Source organism: Cytophagales bacterium, from assembly GCA_033344775.1.
Lineage (GTDB): Bacteria > Bacteroidota > Bacteroidia > Cytophagales > Cyclobacteriaceae > JAWPMT01.
The window spans coordinates 2,387,001-2,405,488 of the sequence record JAWPMT010000005.1 but is presented as its reverse complement, the minus strand read 5'-3'; the positions used below and the strand labels follow the sequence as shown (position 1 = coordinate 2,405,488).

Below are 18,488 nucleotides of genomic sequence, written 5' to 3'. Positions count from 1 at the left end.
AATTTATTCTGAATGAACGGAAATACAATTTTCATAGGAGGTACAGGAAGGTCAGGAACTACTCTTCTATCCAGGATTCTCGAAGCCAATGGCCTGGATAGATTTGAATATGAGCTAAGGTTTTTCACGGATCCACACGGGGTGTTAGACCTTAGAAAACGACTAACTGATGATTGGGACCCTTATTGGTCACATGATGCGATATCCAGATTCGTGACTTTCTACAAAAAATTCCTGCAATTCAATTTATATGCTTACCATCGAACACGACTGAATACTTTGCCTAAAACGGAGAACATCAAAATCCTTGATGGTTTTCTAAAGGAACTTAGAGTAATTCCAGAAAAGCGAATGTGGATTGGTAATAGTAATTACCTTTTGCGTCTTCTTTATGCTAAAAAGGTAAGCTCAGTACGTAAGCTATTCCCCAATTTCTATCAATGCCCGACTCTTTCACACAAAGAGTTTGATGAGGCTTTCCGTTCGATGTGGGATAAGCTGACAAGAGAGTATGAGGCACCGTATAACGTAGAACATACGCCTTACAATTTCTTATATCATCAAGGGTTGAAGGCTGTTTTGCCAGGTTCCAAGTTCATTACCTTGGTGCGTAATCCCTTTGATATCATCTCTAGTTACGCGTCAAAAGAATGGGGTAGCCATGACTTGAATGTCAATGCGGATCAGATTATTTCCCTTTTCACAAAATTTTTAGATAGCGAAACTGAAGGCTTAATCATCAAGATGGAAGATATCGTAAACGATGCTGAAGCGATCAACCAGCGGCTTACTGAATATCTTGGAGTTTCGATCAATGTGAATGAGTCCAACCTTGTCTCTCGATCTGCAGCTAATATGAATCGAAGTAAGGAGCAAGTTAAAAATCTGGATAAAGGAAAAGTCAAGATTCTTGGATCCATTGCAGAGAAGCTAGGTTACTAATGCTGAGATGCTAATAACAAGGTTGTTTTTAATTGATGAAGTTATTCCCATCTAATGAGTCAAGGGAAAATACTTTATATAACCTTTTTGAAGGAGAAGCTATTGCCGCTTATCTCCTTTAAGACACTGGCTCAGGTAGTGCCGATACTTTTCCTTCCGGTGATAGCGAATCTTTATGATCCCAAAACAATAGGGGCGATTGCGCTTTTCAACTCTACTTCTATCATTTTATCGGAGATCGGTTCATTAAAGTATGATCTTGCCATTATCGTTTCTAAGCGGATGGGTGAAGCCAAGAAGCTACTTATTCTGAGTTTCTTGCTTACTTTCCTTGGATCCATTCCTCTTCTTGGAAGCTTTTACTTACTACAACATTTCGAAGTAATAGACTTCTTTTTTACCATCAATGGATCAGCAATAATTACATTTTTGGTTTTGTGGGTCAGCACTATCTTGAATCTCCTGGAGAAAAGTGTCTTTTTATACTTTAACCGATTCACAAAAATAATGTGGATGTCAATGGTGACATTTGTACCTGTCATCACCTACAATATACTTGCGGTGTTGTTGGGTTGGTTCGATGCAAGCTTCGAGATTCTTGTACTCGCCAAACTGCTGTCATTTACGTTTGTCTTCATTTGTTTCATTAAAATTCTTCTTTCTGATATTCAGGAGGTCAAAGAAGCAATACGCTTACCTTCATTAAAAGAAGTTGCATGGAACTATAGGAATTATCCCAAGTATATTCTGCCATCTAAGTTCCTGAACGTACTTGCTGTTAGGTCGGCGGATTTTATTGTTGCAGGACTCTTTGGAAACAATGTCTTAGGTCAATTCACACTGGCCAAGCGCGTTGTGATGATACCTGAAACGACTATATCCAAATCTGTATCTGATATTTTCAGAAGACAAGGGTTTGATTCGGACGGAAATCCCGTTATTCGTAAAGTCAAACAATTTTTCTTTAATTACTTAAAGATTCAAATGGTTTTGGCGGTATTCATGTTTGGGATAGCCTATTTGTTGGTGCCGTATGCTGTGGATCTGCTGCTTGATGAAAAGTGGAGTGATGTCGTCTGGATATCACGTGTTCTTATTTTTGGGTATGCAGTAAGTTATATAGTAAACACATTGATCAGTGTTTTTCGAACACTAGGAGAGGAGAAGAAAGAGGTAATTTTTCAAATCTTTTTTGTTTCTGTGTTGATTATCGTTGCTGTTGTTGCCAAATTCATTGAAGCGGATATTGATCTTCTTATTAAAATGATTTCTTTCCATCGGGGGATTAGCTTTGTTTTTGCATTCTTCTTGATGATATGGCTTTTCAAAAAAAAAGATAGATGATTTACTATTTCCCGCGATCATTATCTGAAGACCAGAATATTGCAAGTGCCAAGAGACCACTTGAAGTATTCAATTTTCTAAAAGGCAGGAAAAATGAGCATGACCGTTTTATCCATGGGAACGCAAGAGAGAGATACCAGGCGAATCTTAACTTAATACGTGAATTGCGCAATGGGTTTAGGCCTGATTACATCTACATAGAATCCTTCAATATGCCTTTTTTCCTCCATGAAATTAGAAAGGGCTCCCTGTTTTGGTTGTCTGATATGTGGTTGTTTGTAATGCTAAAAAGGTACAACGTCACTTTCTTTATGTTTTATAGAGATCTATACTGGAGGTTTCCGGGATTTGAAATAAGAGGTTGGAAAGGTGTTCTAAAAAATACGTTTCATAAGATAGAATGGAGCTTTATTGCAAAGTACGTTGACCATATTTTGTTGCCAACGCAAAGCATAGGAGAATATTTACCTCCAAACAAAAAGAAAAGATTGAGCTTAATTCCTTTTCACCCTGGGTTACAGGAATCAACGCTTTCCAAACCTTTCACAAAAAAAGAGCGAGCAGATGATTGCATCAGCCTGCTTTATGTTGGAGGAGTGTTGCCTCCTTTTTATAACCTGGAATTTGCCTTACAATTAGTTAATTCATCACCAAAGTTAAAACTCACCGTATGTTGTAGAGAGTATGAATGGGTAGAGGTGAAAGATACATTTCAAGAGTATAGTTTTGACCAGGTAACAATCGTACATAAGAGTGGACCGGATCTTGAAGATCTTTATGATAGTCATGATGTATTTCTTGACCTTCGCCTAACTGAGGGTTATTATAAACATGCTTTTCCTTACAAATACATAGAAAGTATTTCGTATCATTTACCACTTGTTATTTATAGCGGAGGTTCAGCCGAACAGTTTGTCTCAGAAAATAAGTTTGGTTGGGTTGTAGATGATATCTCCGGGGCTATCGAATTATTTCAAGAGCTAGATGTTCAGGATATCAGTGAACGACAGCAATGGATTTATGAAAATAAAAAACACGTTAGCTGGACAGAACGATTCAAATATTTAGAAACTTTTATGAAATAAATTCAATTTCGTGACCTGGTTCTACATATTATCGGTAATCGTACCTATTCTCAGCTTCTTTCTTTTTAAGTGGTCTTGTGGAAGTATGTCTTTCAATAAGCTGTCTATTGTAAGCTTTATTTATTACTTCTGGTTGATGTTTGTATGTTACGTCGGAGTAACTATGATCGTTATAGGAGCCGATGTATACTTTATTAATAATAAAACCACCTTATTGACACTTCAGGTATTTTATGCCGTATCGTATGTCTTATTGACCTTACCCATTGGGGTGAAAATCGCTTCGATTCTATTTAAGAAGAGTCCAAAGGAACGACTTGATAACTTTTACAGTGAAAAACAGAATTCTGTAAAAAGTTACAACTATAAATTTTGGATATTTTGCCTGGTGATTTCCATCGCTTCCGGGTTATACACTACACTCTATGTGCCTGAAGTGCCTTTTTTCAAAATGTTGACAGGGGCCAGTGAAGAGGATCTTTTAAGGGCTAGATTCACCTCAAAATTTGAATTTACAGGTGTGCCATATATCAAGAACCTGTTATTCCATGTGCTTTCAGTCTTGTGCTCTTTCGTTTTCTTCAATATCTATTTAAGGAATCGAAATAACTTTAACTACCTCTTTTTGACGATAATTAGCATATCATGGGGTATTTATTCAGAAGGCTTTAATGGAGAGAAAGCACCACTTGTCTTTTATTTAATTGCACTGGTGCTGAACTACTACATCATTACTGGTAAAAAAATAGGAGTTATTCAATCCCTTAAAATTGGTTTGATATCATTTTTAGGGGTTATGGTTATGTACTTTTTGGTATCAGGAGAAGTCCATCTATCACTTACCGCTGGATTAATAGGTAGAATAGTTTTTGTTCCCACAATGGGTTTATTTCTCACTTTCCTATATTTCCCAGAACAGATTGCTTTCTTAAATGGCGCGAGTTTCCCCAACTGGATCGTTTCTTCTTTTGGTTTAGAACATCAGCGGTCCGCCAGAGCGATCATGGAGCTAAGGTATGAGGATGGAGTTGATGCAGGTACTGCGGGTGTGATGAATACTTTATTCGTTGGAGAAGCTTATGCCAACTTTGGCCAGTTTGGCTTAATGATCAGTCCATTTTTCGTCGGGTTTATAGTGGGTTTAATCCACAACTGGATAATCAGAAAGCCAGGCAACTACCTTTCCGTTGCTCTGATGGTATATTTTATGATGAATGTACCCATTGTCGGCGGATTCGTGGATTTCGTTTGGAATGTTAGTTGGTTTTTCCTGGGGATATTGATTTTCGCAGGACGCAAGTTGAATTTCTCTTCCCTTCGCCTCCATAGTAATTAAGAATGTTTTGAAGATATTATTAGTTGGCCCATTTATTACAAGTAGAAAGTCCAAAAACTTCGGTGGGATTTCCAGTCATATCACCGAACTCTATGACGAGTTAAAAAAAGAACCTACGAATCAAGTCGATGTGCTTGTTACCGGACTAGAGCAATCCAGTAGTGTTGACAATGAAAGTAGTACGTTTTACGGCTTTGATCTGACATTTGGCAATCTTTTTAAGTTTCTTATCTCCTTTCCAGGGGCTCTATTGAAGTCCAGGTTTATCCATAACGGCTACTTGGGGGTGTTGAAATTTTTTTACTATGCCTTTCGAGTGGCATCAGTTGATTTAAGCAAGTATGACGTCATTCATATACATGGATTACATGGTGCGTTTGCATTATGTTTTGTAGGGCAAAAGTGTAAGGCTAAGAAGATATTGACCATCCATAGTTATCATATGTATGATCCTAAAGTACATGTTAAAAGAAGGTTCATTAACCATCTCAATCATGTAGTAAATGGAATGGATCATGTCATTCATGTTTCGGCGGTCGACCGGGAGAAAGGCCTAAAACTAGGATTGGACTTGCCTCCTGAAAAAGACGGCAGACATATTTACAATGGTATATATGTCCCTGAATCCATCAATACACCTGAGTTCAATAAAAATGTCTGCTATATCGGAGGGCTTGTGTCTAGGAAACGCGTCAATCTCGTAATCGATGCGATAATTGACACGGACATGAACTTGATAATATGTGGGGACGGTTCCGAACTTAGAAGCAAGGTTCAGCAGGCAGCACAGAACAGAAGAAATATTAAATTTCAAGGACAGCTCGATAAGGAACAAATTTATAATCAATTGTCTGACGGGTCAGTTTTGGTTGTACCCAGCATGAGTGAGTCTTTTGGGATTGTATATATTGAAGCATTGATTCATGGAGTCCCAGTCATTGGATATGAACATTCCATCAATGAGTTTAGAGATTTTTTGGATGTAAGCAGTGAAGAAAGCCCACTAATAGTACCTTTTTCGCCTACTAATGATAATTCCGAGGACCTCCGGCAGGAGATTTTGGGCATACATGAATATCGGTGGTCTGAAAAAGGTCGAGCGGCAATGGTCACTCTACAATTCAAAGCAATTGAGGCATTCAAATGGGAATCTATAAGAGGTTTGGTATTGGACCTGTATAAAAAAAGCTAACCGTGGAATGTTTAGAAAGCCCTGCAGTCAATTTTGCCAAGACAGAAGGAGAGTTTGCAGGAGATTTTTTTAGGATATCCATATTTTTGCCTTTCGTATGTGCCTACTTTTGAAAGAATTAGATAGTAATGTCAGAGTTAATAGCTTCTTGGGGTTTTAATTGATACAACAAAAAACCAAATGAAAAATTATCATATGGCTAAAGGCTTTGATAACCTCATAGGGGCGCAAAAACTAGAAATCAAGTTTCAAGATTCCTTAAACTTAGAGATAATTCCATGTTAGTTGATATCATCGCGGGTGCCAGACCAAATTTCATGAAGATTGCTCCAATCATTCATGAAATTAATCGAGTAGGAGATAGTAATTTAAAGTACCGTCTGGTGCATACAGGACAGCATTATGATAAGAAAATGTCAGGTGACTTTTTTGAACAACTAAATATCCCTATGCCTGATGTTAATCTTGAATCTGGTTCCGGAACCCAAGCCGAACAAACGGCCAAAATCATGACCAGATACGAAGCCCTGCTGCTAGAAAATCCTTGCGATTTAACCCTGGTTGTTGGCGATGTAACTTCAACCATGGCTTGCTCAATCGCTGCAAAAAAGCTGAACATCAAAGTTGCTCATGTAGAAGCGGGCATTAGATCTTTTGATATAACCATGCCCGAAGAAATCAATCGTATGGTTACAGATAGCATCACTGATTACTTTTTTACAACTTCGGAAACAGCTAATGAAAACCTCAGGAAATCCGGGATCAGCGGAGAGCAGATTTTTTTTGTAGGTAATACCATGATTGATACCCTTGAGGCCAATATGGATCGCCTAGCAATGCCTGAAGTTTGGCGCAATGCCAGTCTTGAGAAAGGTCAATACTTTGTGATGACCATGCATCGTCCTGCGAATGTTGATGAGGAGGAAAAACTCAAGGAGTTCATGAATGCTATTTTATTGAATTCCGGTTCGCATCCAATTGTTTTTCCTATACACCCAAGAACGGCTAAAATATTCAAAAACCTGGGGATTGATGATGCAAGACTGAAACTAGTAGAACCCATGTCTTACCTGGAGTTCAATTATTTGGTAAAGCATGCCCTTGCCGTAATTACTGATTCAGGTGGGATTACTGAAGAGACCACTGTAATGGGTGTCCCATGTTTGACTTTAAGAGACAATACGGAAAGGCCGGAGACCATTGATATTGGCACAAATGAATTGATCGGTACTGATCCGAAAAATATTCCTCCTGCAATGGAGACCCTGTTATCTGGTAGATGGAAAACAGGCAAGATCCCTGAATTGTGGGATGGGAAGGCTGCAAATAGAATTGTTGAGACCTTGCGGCGCTTGAACTAATGAAAATCCTATATTTCTATCAGTATTTTTCTACCCCTAATGGTTCCTGGGGTACAAGGGTTTATGAATTTGCAAAGAATTGGGTGGAAGAAGGCCATGAGGTGACGGTAGTATCGAGTGTGTTTGCGAAATCTGATCTGGAAGCTGAGAAGCTATTGGAAACCCAATATTTTGATGGGATCAAAGTCAAAATTATTAATGTCAGGACCAGTAATAAGGACAGTGTTTTAAAGAGAGTTCTTGGATTCTTAACCTATGCATTCTTCTCTTGTTTTTATGCTGTTACCTTAAAGGCTGATATTGTTATTGCTTCTTCTGGCCCCATAACTGTAGGAATCCCAGGTCTGCTCGCAAGGTGGTTACGTGGAAAGAAATTAATCTTTGAGGCCAGGGACCTTTGGCCTGATGGCGCCATCGAGTTAGGGATTTTGAAAAATAAAACCATAATCGCTCTAACCAGAGCAATGGAAAAGTTTTGCTATAATTCTTCTTCGCTTATTGTGGCACTTTCCCCAGGAATGCGCGACTATATAAAGAATAAACATGGGCATAAAAACGTAATTTCGATAACTAATACAGCTAACCTCGACCTCTTTGATCCAGAGAAAGCGGATGATTCCAATATTGAATTTGCTTCACGTTCCTATTCCATCTATACTGGAAATATTGGCGAGGTTAATAATTCATATTGGCTATACAATACTGCCAAAGTCCTGAAGGATCGAGGTAGGGAGGATGTTAAAATCGTACTGATAGGAGATGGGCAACAGCGTGAAGAGTTGGTCGAACTTGCCAAGGAAAATGAGGTAGGTAATCTGATATTTAAAAGTTTAATGCCTAAAAAGAATCTTGTTCAGTACGTACTAAATGCAAAATTCTCTCTAATCCCTTTAAAGGGATTACCTGTGTTGGATACCTCATCTCCGAATAAGCTCTTTGAATCACTTGCGGCTGGAGTCCCTGTAATTCAAAACACAAATGGTTGGATAAAAGACTTTCTGGAAGAGCACCAACTGGGGTTTACTCTGGATCCCAATAAGCCGGAGGAGTTGGCTGATCTTTTGATCGAATACCACGATTCGGATCTTGATATGGAGTTGCGCAACCGCGCCCGAACAGTGGCGAAAAGTCATTTTGATAAAAACATTTTGTCAGCACAGTATCTTGAGGAAGTCATAAAGGTTTCAGAAAGCTAAAGTCTATTTTCATAGGTCATATGATGAGGTTAATTTTTGCTTGGCAGGATTCTGTTCAGCAATACTGTTTACTGGCTTTTAAAGTGATGTTTACTACAATATGTGAAAATATTAAGCATCCTAGTTTAAGCTTAAAAAACAAAAGCTAAGAGCTTATCATTCAACTGTTTATTTGCTGATTTACTTGCTGGGCTCAAGCTTTTTATAAAATAGTTAATTGCTTAATTTTGCGGGCTCATGGCAAGATTCTCAGAGTCAATCAACTTCCATTTTTCCATTTCGGAGAGAAAGATTTTCTTATTTCTGATCGACCACATTATCGGAGTAGCAGGGATTTACCTCTATTATTTTCTTATTGGGAAAGAAATTGATACTCAGTTTTACATTACTACGGGGATTTTTCTTGGTTTAAGCTCACTTTTGAATGCCGTATTCAAAACTTATGACTTGAAAATCGCCAGCTCTATAGATCGGTTGGATTTGATCTTGTTTGTATCCATCCTGGTATACACAGTTCTCTTCCTGTCTTCATCTATTGTTCCACGCGTTCCTCAGAATGATTTAAAAGCCATATTTCTCGTTCTTTCCCTTCCTCTTTTGGTCACGAGCTGGCGTCTTTTTTATATCAAAGTAATTCATCAGCCTGTACTCCATACCAACGCTATGATCCTTGGAGAATCGGAGTGTATTGACTTTTTGAAGGAGACATTTGATTTCGATTCGCACGGGTACAAAATACTGCATGAAGAGATTTATGATGATAACAAAGAGATTGAAGATTTCAGGACAATTCTTGATAACCTAAAAGCTTCTAGGTTGAATATTGTAATTCTGGCATACAATGAGTACAAGAATATGCCCAATTACGTTTCCAGGATCACAGAATATTGTTCCGTAATAGGCATAGAAGTTTACGGTTATTTACGGTTTTACGAGTCAGTGAACCTTGCCATACCTATCAGAAGACTAGGAAATAACCTTTATCGTTTCTTTCCATTTACCCGAACCAATTACAATCTGGTTTATAAGGGCACACATCGGCTTATTGATATCTTCTCAGCTTTATTTGGCTTACTTTTTCTCTTAATTGTACTTCCATTCATTGCCATTTTAAATATCTTTTTTAATCCTGGCCCACTTTTTTTTGAACAGCTTCGTGTTGGAAAAGGTGGAGAAGAGATTCCGATATTGAAATTACGCTCTATGGTGGTTGATGCTGAGAAGAAATCCGGAGCGATTATGGCGACAAAAAATGATGCTCGGGTAACTCCTTTTGGTAAAATATTGAGAAAGTTTAGATTTGACGAACTGCCTCAATTTTGGACTGTTCTTAAAGGAGATATGAGTTTGATCGGTCCTCGGCCAGAAAGAAAAGTATTTGTAGAACAACTTAAAAAAGAAATGCCTGTTTATGACTTACGCCACATGATCAAGCCAGGCATCACCGGTTGGGCTCAGGTCAAATATAAGTATGGGGAGAACCTGGAAGATAGCTACAGAAAGCTAGAATATGACCTCTATTATATCAAATATCGGTCACTATTCCTTGATATTCGTATCATTTTAGATACTGTAAATACAGTGATTTTTTCAAAAGGTCAATAAATGAGTTGATTATCCGTTCGAGTAATCCATCCTTATACTCAGATTGAAATGAATCCGCTAAACTTCGAGGAATATAAACAGGAAGAAGAAGTCGTTCCCGGAATTCTTGAGAAGGTATTGGGGCGAGCATCAATCAACTATTTCTCTGAGAATGCGAAAAAAGAATATGCCGGCAAAGTAGTGCTTGTTACTGGTGCTGCGGGCTCTATAGGAGCAGAATTGGTGAGGCAACTCCAAGCTTGCAAACCCAAAATTTTGCTCTTGTTGGATCAAGCTGAGAGTGGCTTGTATGACCTTGTGCATGACCTGCATTCGGGAAATGGCCACTTGAAATTTGTTGAGAGTATTGTTTGTAATATCACTAACAAAAAGTCACTAGAGCGAATTTTCGTATCGAATAAGATTGATATTGTATTCCATGCAGCAGCATACAAGCATGTGCCTTTGATGGAAGATCATCCTTTTGAGGCTATCAATACCAATATCTTCGGGACTAAAATTCTCGCCGATCTGTCAGTAGAATTTGGTGTTAGCAAGTTTGTTTTTGTGAGTACGGATAAAGCCGTGAACCCAACCAATATCATGGGAGCGACAAAAAGAGCGGCAGAAATGTACATCCAGTCGTATACGCATATTTCAAAAACGGATTTTATCACTACCCGTTTTGGAAATGTCTTAGGATCCAATGGCTCGGTGATTCCTCTGTTTAGCAAGCAGATTGCCAAAGGAGGTCCGATCACCGTGACACACCCGGAAATTACTCGTTATTTCATGACGATCCCCGAAGCATGTTCATTGGTATTAGAAGCTGGTTCTATCGCCCAAGGTGGAGAGATATTTGTATTCGATATGGGTGGTTCCGTGAAGATCATTGATCTGGCATACAAAATGCTGGCATTGGCCGGCCTTGAGCCAGGGAAGGACATTGAGATCATATTCACAGGATTACGCCCGGGAGAAAAGCTCTACGAAGAATTACTGTCGACCAAGGAGAATACGAAGCCTACGCATCACCCTAAGATCATGGTGGCAGAAGTACAGGAAAATGACCATGAATATGTCAATTACATGTTGCTTTCCATTAAAGAGTCTTTTGATAATGGTGGTGAGATTGATATGATCAGGCAATTGAAGTCACTGATCCCCGAATTCAAGAGCAATGGTTCAAGGTTCAGTTCTCTCGACTAAACAATAATTAGCAAAATCTATTTCTTTGGTCAGCAAACCTTTCGCCATTCAACTAAGTACACAAAAGGAGTGTCTTCAGAAAAGAAAATGAAATTTATGTACAGATCAACAGGATTTTTGTTTGGTCTCTTTTGCATGATCACATGCTTAATGACCCCTGCATATGCGCAGATTGATGCGGATGTTTTCGCTTTGGATGTTGATGCACTATCAGATGTCCAAATCAAGCAGCTCCTCTTCAAGGCTCGTGAAGCAGGTTACACTGAGCAAGATCTTTATTTGCTGGCAAGATCCAGAGGCGTTTCTGAGTCGGAGGTCCTAAAACTAAGTGAAAGGATAGCCGACCTGGACAAACAGAAAATTGATGTCGTCAGAGAAACACCTATCCAAGAAAACGATCCACCGCCTGCTACGAATGAACCCATAGACGAAGGCCTTCCATATTTTGGATATGACCTATTTAGCAGTGCAGGAAATGAGCTATTTTTTGCCAGCATAGAAAACACGGCGCCTCCCTCAGATTATGTATTGGGTCCTACGGACTACATCGTGATCAATGTTTATGGCGAGTCCGAAAAGAGCTATGCAGAGATCATTAATTCTTCTGGTTTTGTAATGTTGCGTAATGTAGGACCTGTTTACCTTTCAGGTCTGACAATGAGGAAAGCACAGGACCGGGTGAAAGTAAGCCTGGGTACTGTATATAAGGACCTGGTAGCTGCTGACCCTAAGACTTTTGTTCAATTGTCATTGGCACAGGTTCGTACCATCAATGTAAACCTGGTTGGGGCCTTGAAAAAGCCGGGATCCTATACGATAAGTGGGCTATCTACCGTCTACAATGCAATCTATGCAGCAGGCGGACCAACGGTAGAAGGAACCTTGAGAGAGGTCAAGGTACTGAGAAAAAACAAGCTGATTGCCACTCTCGATTATTATGACTTTTTGCTCAATGGTTTGACAGATAACAACGTTCGGCTTGACAATGATGATGTGATCATCGTAGGGCCTCACATCAACCGTGTAACCATCAATGGAGCGGTCAAGCGCCCTGGAATCTATGAAATGAAGGATGGTGAGACTTTTGATGACCTATTGAAATACACTGGTGGATTTAATGCCTATGCTTACAAAGAAAGAATCAGCGTCACTCGGAATGGCGCTAAAGAAAAGTTGGTGTCCGACATCCTCATTGAACAATTCAAATTGTTTGAAGTCAAAGCCGGGGATGAGTACGAGATAGGTGAGGTACTGAACAGATACGAAAACCGGGTTACTATCAACGGGTCTGTTTATCGTCCAGGGAATTACGCCATTAGCGAAGGACTTACTTTGAAATCCTTGGTGGAGAGAGCAGAAGGATTGACCGGAGATGCTTTTTTGGGACGTGCCACCCTGCGCCGCCAGAGAGAGAACTTGAAATACGATTTGATCTCGATAGACCTTGGTGGAGTAATGTCGGGAGCGATTGAGGATATTCCTTTAGAGCGTGAAGATGAGATCACCGTATTGTCTATTCACAATCTCGATACCGAAAAGTTTGTAAGGATTTCAGGTGAAGTGAAGCAACCGGGAGTACATCCGTACTCAGATCAAATGACGTTGAATGATTTGGTCTTTTTGGCAAGTGGCTTTCGGGAAAGTGCATCGACTGGTACCATTGAGATTGCACGTAGACCAGCACGACAGTCTGTGGACAATTTGTCGAAGATCTTTACAGTGGGTATTGATTCGGCCCTTAATATTTCAGACAATGAGATTGAACTGATGCCTTTCGACCATGTGATTGTTCGTCGGAACCCTAATTTTTTCCGTGAAAAATCAGTTCAGATTTTTGGGGAGGTTAATTTCCCAGGAACTTATGTCCTTGCTTCTGAAGGGGAAAGGGTTTCGAGTCTTATACAACGTGCCGGAGGCAAGCGCAAGTTGGCCTATTTGGAAGGTGCGACACTACTTCGAAAAACTGAATTCTACGTCAAAGGAGGAGATGAAAGTGCCGATTCAGAACTTGATTTCATCTACGATGATTTTGTTCAGGATGAGAACGTGGAACTTACCACACGGGCCAAACAAGAACGACTCAAGCAATTGGCGAAAAATAATCCCTTTCTAGAGGGTATAGAGATTGAGGAGGTAGAATCAATTGCGCTCAATATGGATGCCATCCTTTTAAAGCCCGGCTCTTCTGCAGACTTGGTGTTGGAAGAAGGAGACATCATTAATATTCCCAAAGAATTAACGACCCTTCGTCTACGAGGCAGGGTATTGTACCCGAATACGGTTCGCTTTGTCGATGGCAAAGGGCTTAAATATTATATAGGGAAAGCGGGAGGTTTTGGCACACGGGCCCTGAAGAAAAGGACTTATGTGGTTTACGCCAACGGAGAAGTATCAAGGACGCGGGGGTTCATGTTTTTTCGACAGTATCCGGTTCCTGAACCGGGAGCTGAGGTCATTGTGCCTGTGAAGCCATTGAAGGTGCCGATCAAACCAAGCGAGTTCATCGGAATTACCAGTGGTCTGGCGACAATTGCTTTACTTATTACCCAAATTGTTCAATAACAATCATGGCATCGGAAAGTAATCAGGAATATCAGGAGCAAGGGATTTCCATCAGGGAAGCGCTCTTGCGATTAGGAAGGTTTATCCAATACCTTTTTTCCAAATGGAAGCCCATCGTGATCGGTTCTATGATCATTACCACGCTTTACGTATCCTATCAGCTGATACGGCCCAGGAAATACACGGCACAGACCACCTTTGTACTAGATGTAAAAGGTGGAGCAGGGTCTGTTTCTTCACTTGCGTCCGTCGTGGGAATCAATCTGGGAAGTTTGTCTGGTTCGGAAAATGAATTGTTTAGTGCGGAGAACATTCTACAGTTGTATGGGTCCTATCGCATGTTGAAAAAAACCTTTCTGAAAGAGGTAGATCTACATGGCGAGCATCAGCGACTGATCACGCACTATGCCAATAATAAAGAACTACTAGAATATTGGCGGTCTGATGAAGAGCTTACTGATTTCAGTTTTGAAGTGCCCGAGGCTGAGATGACCGTGAAGCATGACAGTCTGTTGATGATTGTGGTAGATGATTTTCGCAAGAAGCAATTGCTTGCCGAAAAGATGAGCCGGAAGCTCAGTATCATGAAAGTGCTGGTGGAGGATAAAGATGAGAAATGGGCAAAAACATTCAATGAAGAACTGGTCAGAAATGTCAACAAGTTTTATCTCGAGACCAAGACAAGAAAATCACTCGAAGATCTTATGATTTTGCAGCATCAGGCTGATAGCGTGAAAGGGATTTTGGATGAGGCTTTGAAGTTGTTCACCCTATCTAATCAGAACACACCTTATGCAAACCCCCTAAAGTCTTCCACTGTCCTGGATAATCGCAAGCTACAGGTAGATCTCCAAATCGCATCGGCGGTTTATGAGGAAGTAATGAAGCAGCTGGCCATTGCCAAGATCACCCATCAAAAGAATACCCCATTGATCCAAATTTTGGATCGTCCGATCTTGCCATTGGATCATGATAAATCCAGAAAATTAGTGATCCTCATCAAAGGAGGATTTCTTGGAGGGTTTTTAATGGTAGGCTTGTTCGCCTTCAGGCGGATCTATGAGCTTATCATGAGCGAAGAAGCCTAGTCTCCTATGTCTTTTGTTCTATTCCTTCCGCTGATAGTCCTGTTGATGGGCTTATTGGTTTATTGCCTGGAAAGAACGTTGATCACAGGAAATCAGATTTATTGTCTGCTCTTTATATTACTATACCTGCCTATCTACAAAAACGCGCTCATCTTTTCTTACCAACAAACGGGATCGGTGATTTTGGTCAAAGTATTACAATACTCCAAGGAACTTGTGCTGATCATGGGATTGGCCACTTTCATTGTTACCCGAAAAAACATATTCCATCTGAATTTCAGGATAACCACGCTTGATAAGCTGTTCCTGGTTTTCATTTCGCTAGCATTTCTATTTGTGTTGCTACCCATCGGTGAGGCTACTTTTTTCAATAAAGCCACCTATTTCAAAAATATGTTTCTGATGGGGCTCATGTATTTTATGGGTAGAAATGTAAGAATATCCGATTCACTTTTGATAAAAGGGCTCCAGCTCCTCTTATGCATGGGAGCCATTGCATGTTTTGTCGCCATATTAGAAAAAGGCTTTAACACACATCTGCATAGTGTGATCAATATGTCCCAATTCAATTCGCACATCTACGATCGTGAACCCACCGGCCATTATGGATTGTCGTGGACTTTTGAGGCACAAGGCGGTAAAAAAAGATTCGGTTCCATATTTGCCGATCCCTTAGAGTTTTCAGCTACTTGCCTCCTGCTTTTTACTGCATCCATGATGATGTACCGGACTTCAATTATCCGAAGTAATAAGTTGATCTATGCGATTTCGGCAGTGATGGCGGTGATCAGTATTTGGCTTGCTTATTCACGAGCCTCGATGTTGTCATTTGTCTTTATGTTGAGCTACATCGCGATCCTGTTACGATATTATTGGTTGATTTATGTAGGCATAGCAGGAGTAATCGCGATTACCGGATACATCATCTATTTTGCCCCGGATGAAACCAGGTATTTTGTGATTGATACACTGACGTTTGCAAATTCTTCCAGTTTAGGACATTTGCTCGATTGGGCGGCGGCAGTAGAAAGCATCATAGAAAACCCATTTGGCATTGGACTTGCTATGAGTGGAAATGCGTCCGGAGTGGAAGGAGAATTACAGGTAGGCGGTGAGAATCAATACCTTATTTATGGGGTACAATTGGGAGTGATAGGGATGCTGCTATACATCATGATCCTGGCATATGCCATCCGCATGTCAGCGAAAGCCTACCGGAGAGCTAAAAATCCGATAGATAAAATCATTCCTTTTTGTGCTACATGCGTGAAATTCGGACTATTGTTGCCATTATTTACCTCGAATGCTGAAATATACCTTTTCATTGCCCTTATTTCCTGGTGGATGGTTGGTCGAAGCATAACCATTTACGACAATCAACTAACAGCTCAAACAAATGGATAGCAGTTCGACAAAACAACAACCAATTGATACTGAGGGGAAGGATTTGCCACGAATCGCAATTCTGGTATTGAACTGGAATAGCTATACCTACACCCACACGTGTTTGCAGTCTTTGAAGCAGTGTACACAAGGTTTGTTTCAAGTGATTGTGATCGATAATCATTCGAGTGATGGTTCGGTGGATCAACTTGAAAAAGAAAACCCTGAGGTAATTTTCCTTCGAAATCAGGAGAACCTTGGATTTACTGGGGGCAACAATGTCGGAATTGAGTACGCATTAAAGGAAGGCTATGAATTCATCATGTTGCTCAACAACGATACAGAAGTCCAATCCAATTTTCTGGAGCCGCTGCTGAAAGTCCTGGATGAGCATCCGGAAGTTGGGGCTGTGCAACCCAAAATGATGTACAATCATGATCGTAAACTGATCTGGAATGCAGGTGGGATGTTCAGAAAATGGCTTTGTTTACCGGTATCCCTGGGTGCTGAAAAGCAGGATCATCCCAGGTATGATGTTCCGAAACAAGTAGACTGGATCACTGGTTGCTGCATTTTGACCCGTTCAGAGATCGTCAAAAGGGTCGGAGGCCAGGACGAAAGCTTTTTCTATGGATATGATGATGTGGATTGGTCTTTTCGCTTGAAGGAAGACAGTAAGAATTCCCTGTACTATGAACCAGCATCGGTTATTTTTCATGATGCAGGAGTGGCCGGAAGAAACGAACAAGGCAATAAAGAGGGCTTCTTAAAGCCATTCGTTCATTATTTCTACGTACGCAACAACATATTCATATTGAGGCGCTACGCTTCACTGTTATTTTTTCCGACCATCTTTTTGTTCCATGTCGGTAAGTTTTCTGGCTATCTCGTTTATTTCTTATTGCGGCGAAGATTCAGAAAGTTTTCGGCCACCATTGCGGGTGTAAAAGACGGGCTAAGCTTAAATATGCAAGGACCGATTGATCATCTGGGCGCAATAAAAAAATTCAGTTTGCGATGATTGAAGGATTTCCCATGCACATCATAATACTGGAACATTGAGAATACTGGTAGATACGTTTGTATTGACGAGTGCCGAAACGGGCATCAGGACCTATTGTATTGAGCTTTGCGATGGCCTGCAGGAGTTTGAAGATAGTGAACATCAATACATCATCCCCGGATATCAGTTTTTCAAGAAAAATGGTTTTTTTGCCCGAAGATCCAATGTATTCGCGAAAGGGTTTTTCCATCTGTCGTTTCTGATGTGGAAATTGTTCATTCTACCCATCCTGGTATTGACCACAGGTAGTAAAGGAGTACTGTCCCTGGATTATGTGCTTCCGGTTTGGCCAAAATTCAAAGGTTTCGTTGTTTTTCATGATGTCTTTTTTTGGGAGCTTAAATCACATTATAATCCGATTTGGAGGAAATATTTTACAACATTAGCTGAGCAGGGTGTCAAAAAAGATACAGTGGTCATCGCAACTTCAAATTATACTAAAGAGAAACTTCGAAAGTTACTATTCCCTTCAGCCACAATTGCGATTGTTTATCAGAGCCCACATATGGGTCATTTCACAGATGAAGCCCTTGATCCGACTCAAGAGAAACTGAAATATTTTCTACATGTGGGGTATTATGACAAACGTAAAAACCTACCTGTTTTGATCAAGGCTTATGCGAAGTATTTGGAGGAAGCATCGGATCAGCCTAAGGCCAAACTGTTTCTTGCCGGAGGTCGTGCTCCCGCAGCGGACATGGATGATTGGCATACGATAACGGAAATGATTGAGCAAATGGGCTTGAGCGAGTGGGTTGAGCAGTTGGGATTTGTTGCAACTGAAGAGATGGGCAAGCTTTATCGAGATGCCTTTGCCTTTGTTTTTCCTTCTTATGATGAGGGTTTTGGAATACCCATTGTGGAGGCCATGAGAAATGGAATTCCAGTAATTGTCTCTGACATGGGCGCTTCCAAAGAAGTACTGGGGGGGAATGGTCTTGTTTTTCGTTTTGATGACCCACAAAACTTGACGGAACATCTCCTGTCTTTGGAAGATAAAACACTTTATCAGCGATTAGGTGAAGCAAGCTTAAGGCGAAGTAGCGATTTCAGTCGACATAAATTTTGTATGGCAATAGATCAGTTGATTAGTGAAAAAATGCCCTAAGATCCGGGATAATGGTGGATAAGCGCTTTTATGGG

General features: G+C 40.3%; 14 protein-coding genes. All 14 read left to right on the top strand.

What is annotated here, in order from left to right:
- Positions 1–12: 12 nt before the first annotated feature.
- The 14 genes from R8G66_27745 (at position 13) to R8G66_27680 (ending at position 18,453) form a co-directional block, all read left to right on the top strand.
- On the top strand, positions 13–942 hold the full coding sequence (locus R8G66_27745) for a sulfotransferase (GenBank protein ID MDW3196197.1): 930 nt from the start codon (positions 13–15) through the stop codon (positions 940–942).
- Positions 943–1,224: 282 nt separating this feature from the next.
- Positions 1,225–2,286 carry an oligosaccharide flippase family protein gene (locus R8G66_27740; protein MDW3196196.1) on the top strand — a complete coding sequence of 354 codons (1,062 nt, stop codon included), beginning with the start codon at positions 1,225–1,227 and terminating at the stop codon, positions 2,284–2,286.
- Positions 2,283–3,371: a hypothetical protein gene (locus tag R8G66_27735; GenBank protein MDW3196195.1), complete on the top strand. Its 1,089-nt coding sequence runs from the start codon at positions 2,283–2,285 to the stop codon at positions 3,369–3,371. Before R8G66_27740 ends, R8G66_27735 begins: the two co-directional genes overlap by 4 nt.
- A 10-nt stretch (positions 3,372–3,381) precedes the next feature.
- Entirely contained in the window at positions 3,382–4,707 is a 1,326-nt protein-coding gene (locus R8G66_27730) for an O-antigen polymerase (protein ID MDW3196194.1), read from the top strand.
- 7 nt (positions 4,708–4,714) lie between these two features.
- On the top strand, positions 4,715–5,899 hold the full coding sequence (locus R8G66_27725; protein MDW3196193.1) for a glycosyltransferase family 4 protein: 1,185 nt from the start codon (positions 4,715–4,717) through the stop codon (positions 5,897–5,899).
- A 278-nt stretch (positions 5,900–6,177) separates the two neighbouring features.
- On the top strand, positions 6,178–7,260 hold the full coding sequence (gene wecB, locus R8G66_27720) for a UDP-N-acetylglucosamine 2-epimerase (non-hydrolyzing) (GenBank protein ID MDW3196192.1): 1,083 nt from the start codon (positions 6,178–6,180) through the stop codon (positions 7,258–7,260).
- Positions 7,260–8,456, top strand: coding sequence for a glycosyltransferase family 4 protein (locus R8G66_27715; protein MDW3196191.1), 1,197 nt, complete (start codon positions 7,260–7,262; stop codon positions 8,454–8,456). Before wecB ends, R8G66_27715 begins: the two co-directional genes overlap by 1 nt.
- A 237-nt stretch (positions 8,457–8,693) precedes the next feature.
- Complete coding sequence (locus R8G66_27710) at positions 8,694–10,061, top strand: exopolysaccharide biosynthesis polyprenyl glycosylphosphotransferase (protein ID MDW3196190.1); 1,368 nt, start codon at positions 8,694–8,696, stop codon at positions 10,059–10,061.
- 48 nt (positions 10,062–10,109) lie between these two features.
- Positions 10,110–11,249 carry a polysaccharide biosynthesis protein gene (locus tag R8G66_27705; GenBank protein MDW3196189.1) on the top strand — a complete coding sequence of 380 codons (1,140 nt, stop codon included), beginning with the start codon at positions 10,110–10,112 and terminating at the stop codon, positions 11,247–11,249.
- Positions 11,250–11,399: 150 nt separating this feature from the next.
- Positions 11,400–13,811, top strand: a complete 2,412-nt coding sequence (locus tag R8G66_27700) for an SLBB domain-containing protein (GenBank protein MDW3196188.1) — start codon at positions 11,400–11,402, stop codon at positions 13,809–13,811.
- Positions 13,812–13,816: 5 nt separating this feature from the next.
- A complete protein-coding gene (locus R8G66_27695; protein ID MDW3196187.1) occupies positions 13,817–14,899 on the top strand; it encodes an exopolysaccharide biosynthesis protein in 1,083 nt (360 codons plus the stop codon).
- A 6-nt stretch (positions 14,900–14,905) separates the two neighbouring features.
- Positions 14,906–16,303: an O-antigen ligase family protein gene (locus tag R8G66_27690; protein MDW3196186.1), complete on the top strand. Its 1,398-nt coding sequence runs from the start codon at positions 14,906–14,908 to the stop codon at positions 16,301–16,303.
- A complete protein-coding gene (locus tag R8G66_27685) occupies positions 16,296–17,303 on the top strand; it encodes a glycosyltransferase family 2 protein (GenBank protein MDW3196185.1) in 1,008 nt (335 codons plus the stop codon). Before R8G66_27690 ends, R8G66_27685 begins: the two co-directional genes overlap by 8 nt.
- Positions 17,304–17,340: 37 nt before the next feature.
- Complete coding sequence (locus R8G66_27680) at positions 17,341–18,453, top strand: glycosyltransferase family 1 protein (protein MDW3196184.1); 1,113 nt, start codon at positions 17,341–17,343, stop codon at positions 18,451–18,453.
- Positions 18,454–18,488: the final 35 nt, after the last annotated feature.